Source organism: Candidatus Jettenia sp. AMX1, assembly GCF_030263775.1.
GTDB lineage: Bacteria > Planctomycetota > Brocadiia > Brocadiales > Brocadiaceae > Jettenia > Jettenia caeni.
Genome location: NZ_SZPP01000072.1, coordinates 1 through 13,123 on the forward strand (window position 1 = coordinate 1; position 13,123 = coordinate 13,123).

The window sequence follows — 13,123 nt, forward strand, 5'->3', positions numbered from 1 at the left end:
GGGTTAGGGGAGGGTGGTTGTCCTTTTCCTTCACCCCCACCTAACCTCCCCCATCAAGGGGGAGGAACTCTTTGTTTGAATTTCCTAAGCATTAAAATAGGCCTTCGGCAACTTTTGTTTTTTATGAAACCGTAGGGCGAGGCTTTAGCCTTGCCACTACATAGCTTGATGCATATGGGCTAAAGCCTTGCCCTGCATCGGCTCTGCCTTTTTATTGGGGAGAGACCGTAAGATTTTACGCTTCTCCTGCCAAAAAAGGCAGTCTCTTGTATGATTCATGGAAATACTGAATGAGAGAACAATGGGTAGGAGCGTTTCTCTTTAAATTACCGGCAAGCTACTTTCTCTCCCTGTTTGTTAAAAATAAAAAAGCCTTACTGTAAAGATATTTCTTAAAAGCATCTTCGGCAGTAAGGCTGTCTTATTTCTATCGTGTCACTTATAAGTGTAAGTGTCTGTTATGTATAACTGACACTGTTCACGAATACTTTTCACTGTTACAAGATCCTTTACTTTGCGCCCCCTGATCACTCAGGGTTTGCCTTTATCGTAAAGGCATTCTATTCCTGAACGGTATTTTATGTCAATGAATAATTTAAAATATTAATGGTTCAAATAATTTGAGATGGTAGATTATAAAACTAATACTTTGATACATTGAGCTCTTCCATCTTTCCTGTAACCATAAATACAATCCTCTCCGCAATATTGGTTACCCTGTCTGCAATACGTTCCAAATTGTGCGAAACCCAGGTTAAGTATGTGGCTCCGTGGATTATCCTCGGATTTTGTATCATCAGAAGCAGGAGTTCCCGGTAAATCTGATCATGAAGGGCATCTACCTTATCATCTTCATTACAGATAAACCTCGCCGCTTCTATATCTCTGCTGACAAATGCCTTGAGACATTTATCGAGCATGGATAATCCTAATTCAGCCATTCTTGGGATATCAATCAGGGGCTTTACTAAAGGTTCATCGCCTATTAATAAATTTATTTTCGCGATTCCCTCTGCATGATCGCCCATGCGCTCAAGGTCTGTTACTATGCTTAATATAGAAGTCAGCGTTCTTAAATCGACAGCCATAGGCTGCTGTGTAGCAATAAGGAAAATACACTTTTCTTCAATCTCAAACCGTTTTTTATTTATATAAATGTCGCTTGCTATAATTTCTTTAGCGGCTTGTTTATCTCTCTTTTGAAGCGACTCAACAGATTTTTGTATAGCAATCGATACCATCTTTCCCATCGCCAGCACTTCATCCTGTAGATTCTGTAACGCCTTGTGATAAACATCTCTTGTCATACCTTCCCCTTATTTCAAATTATATCTGCGTACTTCCATAATAACTGTTTTGACACTTACCCAAATCTTCCCGTAATATAATCCTCCGTTTGTTTTTCATGTGGGTTTGTGAATATTTCCGTTGTAACATCAAACTCTACGAGCTCTCCATGCATAAAGAAACCAGTAAATTCAGATATCCTGGCTGCCTGCTGCATATTGTGGGTAACAATAATAACGGTATAATCTGTTTTTAGTTCGACCAGCATATCCTCTATTTTTGCGGTAGCAATAGGGTCAAGGGCTGAACAGGGTTCATCAAGAAGTATGATCTCAGGCTCTACAGCTATTGCCCTGGCAATACAAATCCGCTGCTGCTGACCTCCGGAAAGATCAAGGGCGCTTACACGAAGTCTATCTTTTACCTCATCCCAAAGCGCAGCCTTTTTCAATGCCTTCTCACAAATTTCATCCAGAGCACTTCTTTTGTGAATGCCCTGCACCCGTGGTCCGTATACGACATTCTCGTAGATACTTTTTGGGAATGGATTTGGTTTTTGGAACACCATCCCAACTCTCCTTCTCAATTCTGTGACGTCTACAGCAGGGGCATAAATATCCTCTCCATCTATTTTAACGGTTCCTTCTATTTTTACACCCTCTACGAGATCGTTCATACGGTTCAAACATCTGATCAAGGTAGATTTTCCACAGCCGGATGGTCCAATAAAGGAAGTTATCTTTTTTTTTGCAATATCAAGATGTATCCCTTCCAGCGCCTTAATTTTGCCATAATAAAGAATCAGGTCTATAATATTAACTATCGGGTCAGGGACTATCATGCTTTTTTCTTTTTTTCCGTAATAGTTCTCCGTACTATACGCCTCAGGTCAATGTATCGCTTTTACCTATCATACTTTTATAAAGCCGTTGTTCTGTACCGCTTTCTCAGCTTGTTCCTCATTACTATAGCAGTAAGATTCAAGACAAGTACGATGAAAAGTAAAACAAGTGTTGTGGTATAGACCATGGGGATGGCCGCCTCTACATTGGGAGACTGAAATCCAACATCATATATATGGAAGCCTAAATGCATAAACTTTCTTTCAAAATGGATATAGGGAAAATACAGATCTACCGGAAGAGAGGGCGCTAACTTCACAACTCCCGTGAGCATTAAGGGTGCAACCTCACCCGCAGCCCTTGCCATAGCGAGAATGGTACCGGTAAGTATCCCGGGGGTTGCCTGAGGAATTACGACCTTCCATAAGGTTTCAAATTTTGTAGCACCTAGCGCATAAGAACCTTCCCTTACGGATTTTGGTACAGAAGATAACCCTTCTTCCGTTGCCACAACAACTACCGGCACCGTCAGAAGCGCCAGAGTAAGGGATGCCCATAAAATACCACCGGTTCCAAAGGTAGGGGCTGGCAAGGATTCCGAGAAAAATACCTTATCGATATTTCCACCCACAAAGTAGATGAAAAAACCGAGACCAAAAACCCCGAATACAATGGATGGAACACCTGCAAGGTTACTCACTGATATCCTGATGAGCCGTGCAACAATATTATCATCGGCGTATTCCCTGAGATATACTGCTGTCAATACACCAAACGGGACAACCGCAATGCTCATAATGAACACCATCATAACCGTCCCAAAAATAGCAGGGAATATCCCCCCCTCGGTATTTGCCTCCCGTGGTTCGGTTGATACAAATTCCCAGAGCTTCATCAGGTAAAAACCAATTTTAGCAAAAACTCCCATTTCGTTCGGGGCGTAGACCCTGATAATATTAAAAACAGGCATACTCTTCTCTTTACCATCAGCAAAAAGCACGATAATTTCTTTTTCTTTCGCCTGAGCATACAGCCCGGCAAGTATATCTTCTTTTTCCCTGTAGGTCTTTTCGAGATTTTCCACCTTGTCCTTTACCTCTTCTATATCCTCTTGTGCCTTTACCGAATACTGCTGCATCATCAGGCGCTTCAATGCAAGGCGATATTTTTCCATCTGATAATTTATCTTGCCAATCACTTTTCTCTCAATATACCGTATCCTCTTCAAAAGCGCCTTACTTTCTTCCCGAAGCGGTGCCAACTCTTCGAGATTCAGAGGCTGAATATCGCCATCCTGTTTCAGTCCTTTTAAAAAACCGTACATATTACCCCATTCACGCCTCTCAAAAGTTAAAGCATATAAGGGATATTCACGGGATACAATATCCGTATTATCGATCCATCTGAAGTCCATACCGTAAACATCTCTGTTACCGACCTTTAATTTTGTCCGATACATGCCTTTTTTTTGCGGGATGGGCTCTTCTTTTTCAATCTCACCCAAAACCACCGTACCATCCTGAAGCGTGAATTTAACAATTGTATGGGGCCAGAATATACCAAGCCCCTTCATCATAATGAGCACAACCAAACCGCCAACCATTAACATACTGATAGTCAGAGCGCATGCAGTCAGCCAGATATAAGGATTACCCGTTCTCAAGAATTTCTTCATAACTTACTATACCTTCGCTTCATTTTCTGCCTTACCGTTTCTGCAAATGTATTTACAATAAAGGTTGTTACAAAAAGAAGCAGAGCTGCCAAAAAGAGCACACGGTAAAGTGTTCCGCCGACAGGCGCTTCCGGCATCTCAACTGCAATATTTGCGGCAAGCGCCCTAAACCCATTAAATAAATTCCAACCCATAATAGGGGTATTACCTGTTGCCATAAGCACAATCATCGTCTCGCCTACTGCCCTTCCAAAACCAATCATAACTGCTGAAAAAATTCCCGGACTTGCAGTTGGAAGCACGACCCTAACGGCTGTATGCCAGGTAGTTGCTCCGAGTGCCAGTGAGGCCGATGTAAGATTATTAGGAACATTGCTCATGGCATCTTCAGATATGGTGAAAATAAGAGGAATTACGGCAAATCCCATTGCGAAGCCTACAATAAGGGCATTTCTCTGGTCATAGTTCAGACCCAAAATATGTAAAAGCCATTGCCGGTAATCTCCTCCGAAAAGAACTGATTCAGAAACGCTATTGAGCTGGATTGACACATAGATAGCCCCGATAATAAACGGTATCAGGAACAGGGCTTCTGCCCCATATCGGTATTTACCCTTTATCCATGAGGGTAAACACCTCCAAAGATACAAAGCCAAGGCAATGGAGAGTATGATGAATAACGGCATAATAACTATTGCAGGAAATACCCTCTCTATTAATGGCGCTAACCACAATCCGGCAAGAAATCCAAGAATAACGCTGGGAAGCGCTGCCATCAGTTCAATAACGGGCTTTATTATCTTGAGGGATTTGTGAAGAAATTGGGAGGTGTAGAGCGCAGCAAAGATTCCAATAGGCACAGCGATGATCATGGAGTATACAGTACCTTTAATAGTGCCAAAAATCAAGGGGACAAGACTGAGTTTCGGTTCAAAATCATCAGTCCCCCCGGTAGATTGCCAAACAAACTCCGGTTTCTCATACCCTTCATACCACACCTTGCCAAATAGGGTTTTCAGGGTAATCTCCGGATGTGGATTTGAAATAATCCATTGGAACAAATTATTGTTTGAACTTGCTGCCAGAATACCGTCTGCCTTGGGTGAAAAAGTAAGGGCTGTAGGGGTAGCTGGCACCTTAAAGATTAATACATTTTGTTCGGAAGTTGCATGGTTGAGATAGATGGTTCCATTCGCTGCCGAAGTCACAAAACCCTTATCTCGCAGAGAGGGCGCAAATGCTGTAACAGGGGCGTCATGAGATTTAAGGGTGTGTATTTTCTTAAGCACCCATCCTGATGGTGATGTTTCATCCCTTACCTGCATCCAGATATTTACACCACCTTTATAATCACCAACTGCAAGTGAAATATCTCCAAACAAAAACCCCAGGGTAGTTATTGCCTTATCAGATACCTTTACCTTTTGCTGCAAAGAAGGATTTTCTTTGTCGCTTATATTTATATGGAATAACTCGCCCAAGGATGTCCCGATATAGAGGTTTTCCATAAAATGATCAAGGGCTAGAGAAGTTATATCGACTCCATTCTCCAGGCCTGGAGGATAGAGTCTTGAGTTATTATATGCCGCATGTATTCTCTTTGGTTGACATTGCTTTACGAGACCAGTGATATCCAGCTTAATTTCCTTTTTTTCCCCTGTATCAAACAGGGTGCTCACTTCCTCTATGGATTTCAGCAATAATCTGCCATCTTCTGTAGAGACTACGGTAGCCGTTGTACTATCATCACTACTGGATGTAATATTCCTGAGCGTTTTCTGCTGGTCATCAATTTGTACGGGTTCTTCTTCAGATACTTCGGGAATAATAACCCTTTTTTCGTTATCAAAGGATTCAGAAAAGGTAATAGAGACGGTTAAGATTCTTCCATCATTCGTTCCCAGAACAAGGCGATTATCATCCTTATCAACTGACGTTATCGTAGAGTCTTTAAGCCCTGAGATAAGGTATTTATTTAAAATGCTACCATCTGATAAAGAGATAAACGCTATAGTACCATCGTGAGAAACTGCATAGGCAAGTTCCTGATGTTCATTTATTCCAAGGGAAACGGTATTGCCGTTCAGAGGAAAGGTCTTTTCTTTTAAGACCTTAGCACCTTTAAGAAGCGGATAAACCTCGACAAACAGAAATACAAATAGGGCGAGCACAGCAAAAATGGTAGCTGCGCCACCGAATGTAATTACCCAGCGGGCGGCCTTATCAGTGAGTCTTCTTTTTCTTAAATGCCCCATGCCTGTATTATTCTAACTTTTTCAGTTCATCTTTAACAACTAAAGCTGGTATAGGAATATATCCATCTTTTACAACGACTTCCTGCCCCGCCCTGCTTAGAATAAATTTTATAAATTCTCTGACGAGCGGGTCAAGGGGTTGACCTGGCTTCTTATTAATATATACATAGAGAAACCTTGCCAGTGGATAAGAACCGTTCATTACATTTTCCATTTCAGCCTCTTTATAGGGTTCTCCTTCTTTAAATGAAAGGGGTACCGTACGTATACCGGAAGTCTTGTAACCAATGCCACTGTAACCGATAGCATATCGGTCCTCGGTTACACCCTGTACGACAGAGGCAGAACCTGGCTGCTCTTTTACAGAATCTTTGAAGTCGCCCTTATAAAGGGCATGTTCCTTGAAATAACCATAGGTACCCGAGGCAGAATTACGACCATAGAGACTCATCGGCCGGGTTGACCATTCTCCTGCTAAACCAAGCTGTCCCCATGTTTTAATGTCTTCTTTATACTTGCCTTTCCTGGTTTTTGAAAAAATAGCGTCCACCTGAGGTAAACTTAAACCTTTAAGAGGGTTATCCTTATTTACATATATTGCCAGGGCATCCAATGCTGTCCTTATTACGGTGGGCTTATAACCATATTTCTTCTCAAAGGCATCGATCTCGGTAGGTTTCATTGCTCTACTCATCGGCGCTATCTGAGCTGTTCCCGAGATAAGAGCAGGTGGTGCAGTGGTAGAACCCTTACCCTCTATCTGGATCTTTACATTCGGATATACCTGGTTAAACCCCTCGGCCCAGTAGGTCATGAGGTTATTCATGGTATCAGAACCTATACTGTTCAGATTTCCTGAAACCCCACCGACCTTAGCATAAGGTTTTATGTTTGCATCAACCTCAACAGCCTCACTGGCAATAGTTATGCTCGTTAAACTAAAGCTAAAAATTGCCATGAACACCCATGCCTTCTTTACCATATACCTATCTCTCCTTTCATTTTCATTAGCATATTTGAACACTATATTACTCAAATTAATTCGAGAAGTCGACTTATTTTTTGGAATGACGTTTATCATACTCCTTTACTGCCTCATCTGAATCGAAGACGGCGGTTTCGCCATTTGGCCCGTACCCTATCTTGACAATACTTTTGCCCATTTCTCCTGTTTTTTCAAACTCTGCCTTTCGTGCAGGCGATGTAAAAACGTACAGCCTGCCATCAATCTTAAATTCTTTATAAGCTTTGATATTGGTCTTTCCGAGTAGCTCTTTCACAAGACGAGATTCGTACTCAATCACAGCCTCTTCTGAATCAAAGACAACTGTTTCACCATTCGGTCCGTATCCGATCTTGATGATACCTTTCCCTAACTCACCCGTTTTCTCAAACTCCTCCTTTCGTTTAGACGAAACAAATATGTAGAGTCTTCCATCCTTGCTAACTTCTTGATAGGTACCTTCTTTTACTGTTTCATCGCTTGCAGTTACAGCCTGACACCTGGCCGTCTGTGGGATGGTACAAAGCGTGATGCCAGTAATACTTATCATGAAAGCAAAACGGGTAATCTTTCCATTAAATTTCCCCATACCTTTTATATCTCCTTTAATTTTAAAGGGAAAAACTTATTAACCATTAGAAGATAATTTGATACTGTATCCTGAACCTATTCTCCTGTTGGTCCTGATCTTCTCCCTCGGTTACATAATGACTAAAATCTGACTGTATCTTTGAACGATGGGCACGGAAATAATAGTTTATACCCAAAGCATACTCTCTCCCCGTATCATTTGAAACATCATCATTAGGGTCAAGCTGGGAGTAACGGGCTGCAACCTCCAGCCTTTTCGGCAATACGAAATAACCAACCTGGGTAAAGAATCCATCTGAATCTATTGAACCATCATTGTCTTCTGGATCTTGAGACATCATGTAGTATTCATTATTCCACGATATACCCTTGTATTTAACACCAAGATCTACAACCCCGGCAACGCCATCAGTAGCTTCTAATTTTTCATCTTGCAACTTAGGATTAAAAACTACAGCAGCCCCGATGGTTGCCTTTACTTTCTCGGAATATTTTACATCGGTTTCATCGTAATAGTCATACTTTCCAAATGGGTTATATCTTACACCGAGGACATACATAAGTTCGTTATCGATATTATCGTCTGTACCCCTTTCTGCAGGATCTTCTCCAGCCCCATTAAATACCGCGGCATGGTATTCCACGTGTCCATCAAAGGGCTTCCCGTAAATATCAAACCCATAATCTCTATCCTGATCAAAAAACTCACTGGCAATGGATCTGTCTTGTAAGAGAAGTTTTGAAGATGATGAAACCCTTTGCCTGTTAAATGGCACCTTAAAGTACCCGATCTTGGCATTTAATTCTTCAAAAGGAGTAAAATATACATAAAAATCTCTTATATCAACATTAAAACTATCTCCATCTAACTCGACATAGTAATGGATGAGTTTGCTGTAGATATTACCACCAAAATAAACCCTTGCCCTACGAACATCGATATTGTTTGTATCGTTTTTCCCAAAATCTTCATCTCTATCCTTAAATGTATATCGGAATTGCAACCTACCCCCTGCATTTAATGTATAATCTCCTTCTCGTGATTTGATACTTAACGCATATTTCTCATCATCAGGAGTGTATACCGGCGTGAGTCCGGGCATGCCAAGTGCCATTTTTTCCCTGGCTTCGGTTGTAGACATATAATCTTCAATCTCATGTTTAATCTCCTCCTTGGTAATGGGCGCAGGCGCCGGGCTGACCGTCTCCATACGGTTTTTTAATGCCTGTATCTGCTCCTGCTGCCTTTGCATTGACTCCTCCATCTGTTTCAACTGCCATTGTAAATAATCACGCTCGCTTCCGGATATCTCCTCAGCCTGTTCTGTTTCCTGGGCAAACGTACCTTGTGGCATGTTAACTGCATACGTACTCCATAATACCATTGCAGATGATAAAACACCTGTATACCATTTCCAACGCATTTCTACCTCCTTTTCTAAAATACCTTATCTACTCAAATTAAGCTGCCTTTGGCAGCGCTCATGAGAAAAACAGTGAGACATAGGGCACGGCTTTAGCCTTGCCAGGCAACCTGAAAGGATTGCCTTACAGAATGAAATTCCTATGCACATAGCGCAACATAGTTACCACGAAACTATTCCTCTTACAAGAAAGCCATGATAAGAAATCAAAATTCTTGAGAATGAAGAATAATAAAATATCATTTTGAACAACGCGCAAAATCGCATGTATTAAAAGAAAAAATTTTTTACTGCTGAACACAATAAACTGGGGGAGAGGAGGAGGAATCCCTCTCCCCCAAGGGGTCCGGTTGTCCTTTACCGGAGATTCACACGAGGTTAATCATGCAAATCATGAAAACATTCTACATTGCGAATATTAAGGAAATGTTAAGGAATTGTTAATTTTGTATTAATTTGAAGGGTAAATAATTTAGGCATCATTACTAAAGTAAATCCATTGCTTCCTCTTGTCATTTCATAAACACATTAACATACATATAAAATGGCCTAGCGCTGCAGATTGTATAAATCCATCCATATAAAAGCAGTTATTAAAATGGCTTACTAAAAATGTACCCTTGACCCCAATCTACTCCTAGTTCTTTAACGGTTATTAACTCATCAACGGTCTCTATCCCTTCGGCCACAACAGTCGAATGAAAGACCTTATGGCACATATCTACAATCATTTTAAAAACAGCTTGTTTTTTAAAAGATTTATTGATGTTCTCTACCAGAGATTTGTCAATTTTAACTATCTGAGGATTTGCTTCGGAGATATGTTTTAAGCCAGTATTTCCAGAGCCAAGGTCGTCTATGGCTATTGAAAAACCTTGCATTTGATAATAGGCTAATGTCTGATAAAATAGATTCGAATCCCTTATAAGGGTTCTTTCTGTAATCTCAAGGACTATATTGTCAATTTTAAATCCGAATTTTTCAATAAGAGATTTTGTCTCTCCCTTGTTATGGTTTGTATACGTTAAACAAGCTGCGTCTATATTGATAAATAATTTCGTAACTTTTGTATTTAAGGATAACTTGTTAGCGTGAAAAATAGCTTTTTCTCTGCAGAGCATGTCCAGGTTTTCTAATAATTTCAATTTTTCTGCAACATCAAATAGATATAGTGGATTCTCGAATATGCTTGTCTCAGGCCCTCTGCTTAAGGCCTCATAGCCTACAATATCTCCTGTTGTAAGACAAACAATAGGCTGAAATTTGGTGGAGATTAATTTATTATTGAGAATTTTCTTAAATTCCTCTTCAAATCTATTCATGATTTTTGATTTTGGATCTATCCCTGATATGAGTGTAATTTCGGATATCATATGCCACGTTCCTTTTCTCTTAATAGGCATTCATTGTTTATTCACTGAGGTCTTATATCTTTAACCCTTTAATTCAATTCTGAGGGATAATACGACCTTGATGCAAAGATCATCTGTTTTTATCAAGAATCCATTTTATTTAAAATTTACAAGGAAAGATCCTACCTGAGTACCGGTAAAATTATAATAATTTTGGTAAATTCCCCCTCGGCACTATCAATCTTAAGTTTACCACCATGTTCAATAATAATTTCGTTGCTAATACTTAAACCCAATCCCGTACCTTTACCTTTAGGTTTGGTTGTAAAAAATGGACTCGTTACTTTATTTATTATATGAGCAGGAATACCTGTACCATGGTCGTAAAAGATAACTTTTACGAAGGGACAATCATCTATCATTATTTCTTCAGCCAAGATCTCAAGAATTTTATTCTCATGGGCTTCTGGGTATTTTTGATTCAAGGCATATCGTGCATTACTCAGGATGTTCAAGAAGACTTGCTGAATTTGGTGAGGATTTATAAGTATTTCAGGAAGTCCCGCAGGAATAGTCAGGTTTAATATAATACCTTCTTTTTTCAGTTGTGCATGTATCAGAATAAGTGTATCAGAAAGCATTTCATACATGTTAATACCATATTTCTCTTCTTTTCTATCACCGGGTCTGGATAAAGAAAGAAGATTATTAACAAGATGGGCTATGCGGTTGCCTTCTTTGGTAATTCGATTGGCAATATCGTTTTCTTTACTCCCTTTAACACTTTTATTAACCAATAGTTGAGAACAATTTACAATACCAGTAACAGAATTGTTAATCTCGTGGGCCATACTTGTAGCCAGTTCTCCTAAAGACACCATACTTTCCATACGCAAATATTCTGTCTGCAGAACTTCTTTTTCGGTAACTTTTCGGAAATTACTGAGTATACTGACGATATTACTTTTTACATTTACTATTCGATTTTTAGCCATAAGAAACTCCTTTTGCCTAAAAACAAAACACCAATATTTTTTTCTCCTTCAAATTTTCTTTTGGACTACGCTAATGAATATTCCGCTAGCTCCATCATTTCCAGGATATCGTTGATATCGTACTGTACAGATTCACGTGATTGATACTTTTCGAACAATACCCCTTCTTCCTCTTCTCTTAGTTTGTTTAGCTGAAACATAGCAAACAATGACGCAAGAAAAACAAATCCAAGTAATCCAAGGATAATACTCATCATGAAAAACATAATTCTTACCACCTTTCTTTTTAAAAAAACAGTGCCGTTGTTACTCATTACGCTATTTACCACCCTTATACACAGATATTATAAACTTTAAATATTAAGGGAATGTTAAGAACTTGTTAATTTTGTGTTAAATTTAATATGGGTGTTTTAGACTGGGTGAATATTTAACCGTAAAAATCCTCATGATACACAAGGTAAGAACAAGAAAGGTTATCATACCCATCTTATAGAGATCAAATTCTCTGAACCAGCATGCCATGACTTCTGTAAGCATTACGACAATTACGGTGTCGATAATATACGTTACCTTTACCCGCCCCTCGGAAAAATAGGCAAGGGTTGTTTTAAATATCTCAAGAACGGCAAGTATGGTAAGTACATCGATAATGATAATCCGCAAAGCATGCTCTATATCCATGGTAAACAACAGTCGTAAATGAAAGATGGTTATAATAACACCACCCAACATACACGAAAGGATAGCAAGGATTAACAGACTGAGCACCCACCTCGCCAGCTTCTCATAAAGCATCGATGGGCTAAATTCCATCCATCTATTTTTAAGGAAGCCGTTCAAAACTTCTAATTTCATATGACAATACCCCCCAAAATAGTAATTACCCAATCTTAAGTAAAATTTTATAACCTACATTATTATCTATAATCATCAGCACCCTCTGTTTCCCATCCATCAAGGCTTGGTTACCCTTACCAGAAACCTATATGGAGTTAACCATGCAAATCAGAAAAGAATTATAGACCTTATATATTAAGTAAATATTAAGAAACTGTTAATTTTGTGTTAAATGTAAAAATAATTACACATATTTTCTATTTGGAGAATATTTAACGGTAAAGATTCTCGTTATGCATAACAGCACAAGAAGATCATCATACCCATTTAAAGAGGCCAAACTCTTAGCACCAACATGCCATGATTAAAGAAAATTCTCCATAATACTATTTCGGATTTTAGATGTATTGTAATTACTCAAAATAAAGTGCAAGCAGACCTGGAAGTTGTCCGAAAAGGTTCCTTTTAAATTCCTTGGGGACAAGCTGAATACCAAAGTAAAGGAGAAGGAATCCCCCTTTGATCCCTCTTTCGAAAAGGGGGATTGGGGAGGCATTATCAAAGGGAAACTACCGGGATTGTTTATCCCCATTCCTCTTTCCTGAACGAAAGAAATAACCACATTTCCCCCGTTTTTAAAGGGGGGATTCTGTTGCTTCAGGCTCTTCTTCCCTGTCCAATGCACGATACTGCCTTTTTGGACAGGCCTTATCCCTAACATCCTTACGGGCCAGAGGAAGGTCTATGAGGGCTGTAAGAAAAGAGGGATTCTCAGAATACTTATTCCTCCGAGGAAGGATGCAAAGATATGGCAGCATGGCAACTGCAGTACAGAGCCACATGTCCGAGATGAGACGAT

General features: G+C 39.7%; 11 protein-coding genes, 1 pseudogene and 1 riboswitch. Of the genes and pseudogenes, 1 reads left to right on the forward strand and 11 read right to left on the reverse strand.

Annotated elements, in window-relative coordinates; genetic code table 11:
* Positions 1-403: 403 nt before the first annotated feature.
* Positions 404-553: riboswitch (cyclic di-GMP riboswitch) on the reverse strand.
* Positions 554-641: 88 nt separating this feature from the next.
* From phoU to FBQ94_RS16590, 11 genes are all read right to left on the reverse strand, one after another.
* Positions 642-1,307 (reverse strand): phosphate signaling complex protein PhoU, encoded by a 666-nt coding sequence (gene phoU, locus FBQ94_RS16540; RefSeq protein ID WP_007220307.1) that lies wholly within the window; start codon positions 1,305-1,307, stop codon positions 642-644.
* A gap of 56 nt (positions 1,308-1,363) precedes the next feature.
* The gene (pstB, locus tag FBQ94_RS16545) at positions 1,364-2,128 is read right to left on the reverse strand and encodes a phosphate ABC transporter ATP-binding protein PstB (protein WP_007220308.1); all 765 of its coding nucleotides are present in this window, start codon (positions 2,126-2,128) and stop codon (positions 1,364-1,366) included.
* A 77-nt stretch (positions 2,129-2,205) separates the two neighbouring features.
* Positions 2,206-3,804: a phosphate ABC transporter permease PstA gene (gene pstA / locus FBQ94_RS16550; RefSeq protein ID WP_007220309.1), complete on the reverse strand. Its 1,599-nt coding sequence runs from the start codon at positions 3,802-3,804 to the stop codon at positions 2,206-2,208.
* A complete protein-coding gene (locus FBQ94_RS16555; RefSeq protein ID WP_007220310.1) occupies positions 3,801-6,059 on the reverse strand; it encodes an ABC transporter permease subunit in 2,259 nt (752 codons plus the stop codon). The genes pstA and FBQ94_RS16555 overlap by 4 nt, the downstream gene beginning before the upstream one ends.
* Positions 6,060-6,066: 7 nt before the next feature.
* Positions 6,067-7,041: a PstS family phosphate ABC transporter substrate-binding protein gene (locus tag FBQ94_RS16560; RefSeq protein ID WP_007220311.1), complete on the reverse strand. Its 975-nt coding sequence runs from the start codon at positions 7,039-7,041 to the stop codon at positions 6,067-6,069.
* Between the two features lie 73 nt (positions 7,042-7,114).
* Positions 7,115-7,651 (reverse strand): hypothetical protein, encoded by a 537-nt coding sequence (locus FBQ94_RS16565; RefSeq protein WP_007220312.1) that lies wholly within the window; start codon positions 7,649-7,651, stop codon positions 7,115-7,117.
* Positions 7,652-7,697: 46 nt separating this feature from the next.
* On the reverse strand, positions 7,698-9,077 hold the full coding sequence (locus tag FBQ94_RS16570; RefSeq protein WP_007220313.1) for a porin: 1,380 nt from the start codon (positions 9,075-9,077) through the stop codon (positions 7,698-7,700).
* A 593-nt stretch (positions 9,078-9,670) separates the two neighbouring features.
* Positions 9,671-10,450: an EAL domain-containing protein gene (locus FBQ94_RS16575; RefSeq protein ID WP_007220314.1), complete on the reverse strand. Its 780-nt coding sequence runs from the start codon at positions 10,448-10,450 to the stop codon at positions 9,671-9,673.
* A 161-nt stretch (positions 10,451-10,611) separates the two neighbouring features.
* Positions 10,612-11,424 (reverse strand): sensor histidine kinase, encoded by an 813-nt coding sequence (locus tag FBQ94_RS16580; protein WP_007220315.1) that lies wholly within the window; start codon positions 11,422-11,424, stop codon positions 10,612-10,614.
* A gap of 65 nt (positions 11,425-11,489) precedes the next feature.
* A complete protein-coding gene (locus tag FBQ94_RS16585; protein WP_040543178.1) occupies positions 11,490-11,738 on the reverse strand; it encodes a hypothetical protein in 249 nt (82 codons plus the stop codon).
* A gap of 85 nt (positions 11,739-11,823) precedes the next feature.
* Positions 11,824-12,282: a phosphate-starvation-inducible PsiE family protein gene (locus tag FBQ94_RS16590; protein WP_007220317.1), complete on the reverse strand. Its 459-nt coding sequence runs from the start codon at positions 12,280-12,282 to the stop codon at positions 11,824-11,826.
* A gap of 713 nt (positions 12,283-12,995) precedes the next feature.
* Between FBQ94_RS16590 and FBQ94_RS16595 the strand changes: the two are divergent.
* Positions 12,996-13,123: pseudogene (locus FBQ94_RS16595) on the forward strand (IS5-like element ISJca1 family transposase); the annotation flags it as partial.

Bases quoted from the DNA above. Each gene is read 5' to 3' on its own strand.
- phoU (WP_007220307.1), bottom strand. From the start codon at position 1,307: ATGACAAGAGATGTTTATCACAAGGCGTTACAGAATCTACAGGATGAA.
- pstB (WP_007220308.1), bottom strand. From the start codon at position 2,128: ATGATAGTCCCTGACCCGATAGTTAATATTATAGACCTGATTCTTTAT.
- pstA (WP_007220309.1), bottom strand. From the start codon at position 3,804: ATGAAGAAATTCTTGAGAACGGGTAATCCTTATATCTGGCTGACTGCA.
- FBQ94_RS16555 (WP_007220310.1), bottom strand. From the start codon at position 6,059: ATGGGGCATTTAAGAAAAAGAAGACTCACTGATAAGGCCGCCCGCTGG.
- FBQ94_RS16560 (WP_007220311.1), bottom strand. From the start codon at position 7,041: ATGGTAAAGAAGGCATGGGTGTTCATGGCAATTTTTAGCTTTAGTTTA.
- FBQ94_RS16565 (WP_007220312.1), bottom strand. From the start codon at position 7,651: ATGGGGAAATTTAATGGAAAGATTACCCGTTTTGCTTTCATGATAAGT.
- FBQ94_RS16570 (WP_007220313.1), bottom strand. From the start codon at position 9,077: ATGCGTTGGAAATGGTATACAGGTGTTTTATCATCTGCAATGGTATTA.
- FBQ94_RS16575 (WP_007220314.1), bottom strand. From the start codon at position 10,450: ATGATATCCGAAATTACACTCATATCAGGGATAGATCCAAAATCAAAA.
- FBQ94_RS16580 (WP_007220315.1), bottom strand. From the start codon at position 11,424: ATGGCTAAAAATCGAATAGTAAATGTAAAAAGTAATATCGTCAGTATA.
- FBQ94_RS16585 (WP_040543178.1), bottom strand. From the start codon at position 11,738: ATGAGTAACAACGGCACTGTTTTTTTAAAAAGAAAGGTGGTAAGAATT.
- FBQ94_RS16590 (WP_007220317.1), bottom strand. From the start codon at position 12,282: ATGAAATTAGAAGTTTTGAACGGCTTCCTTAAAAATAGATGGATGGAA.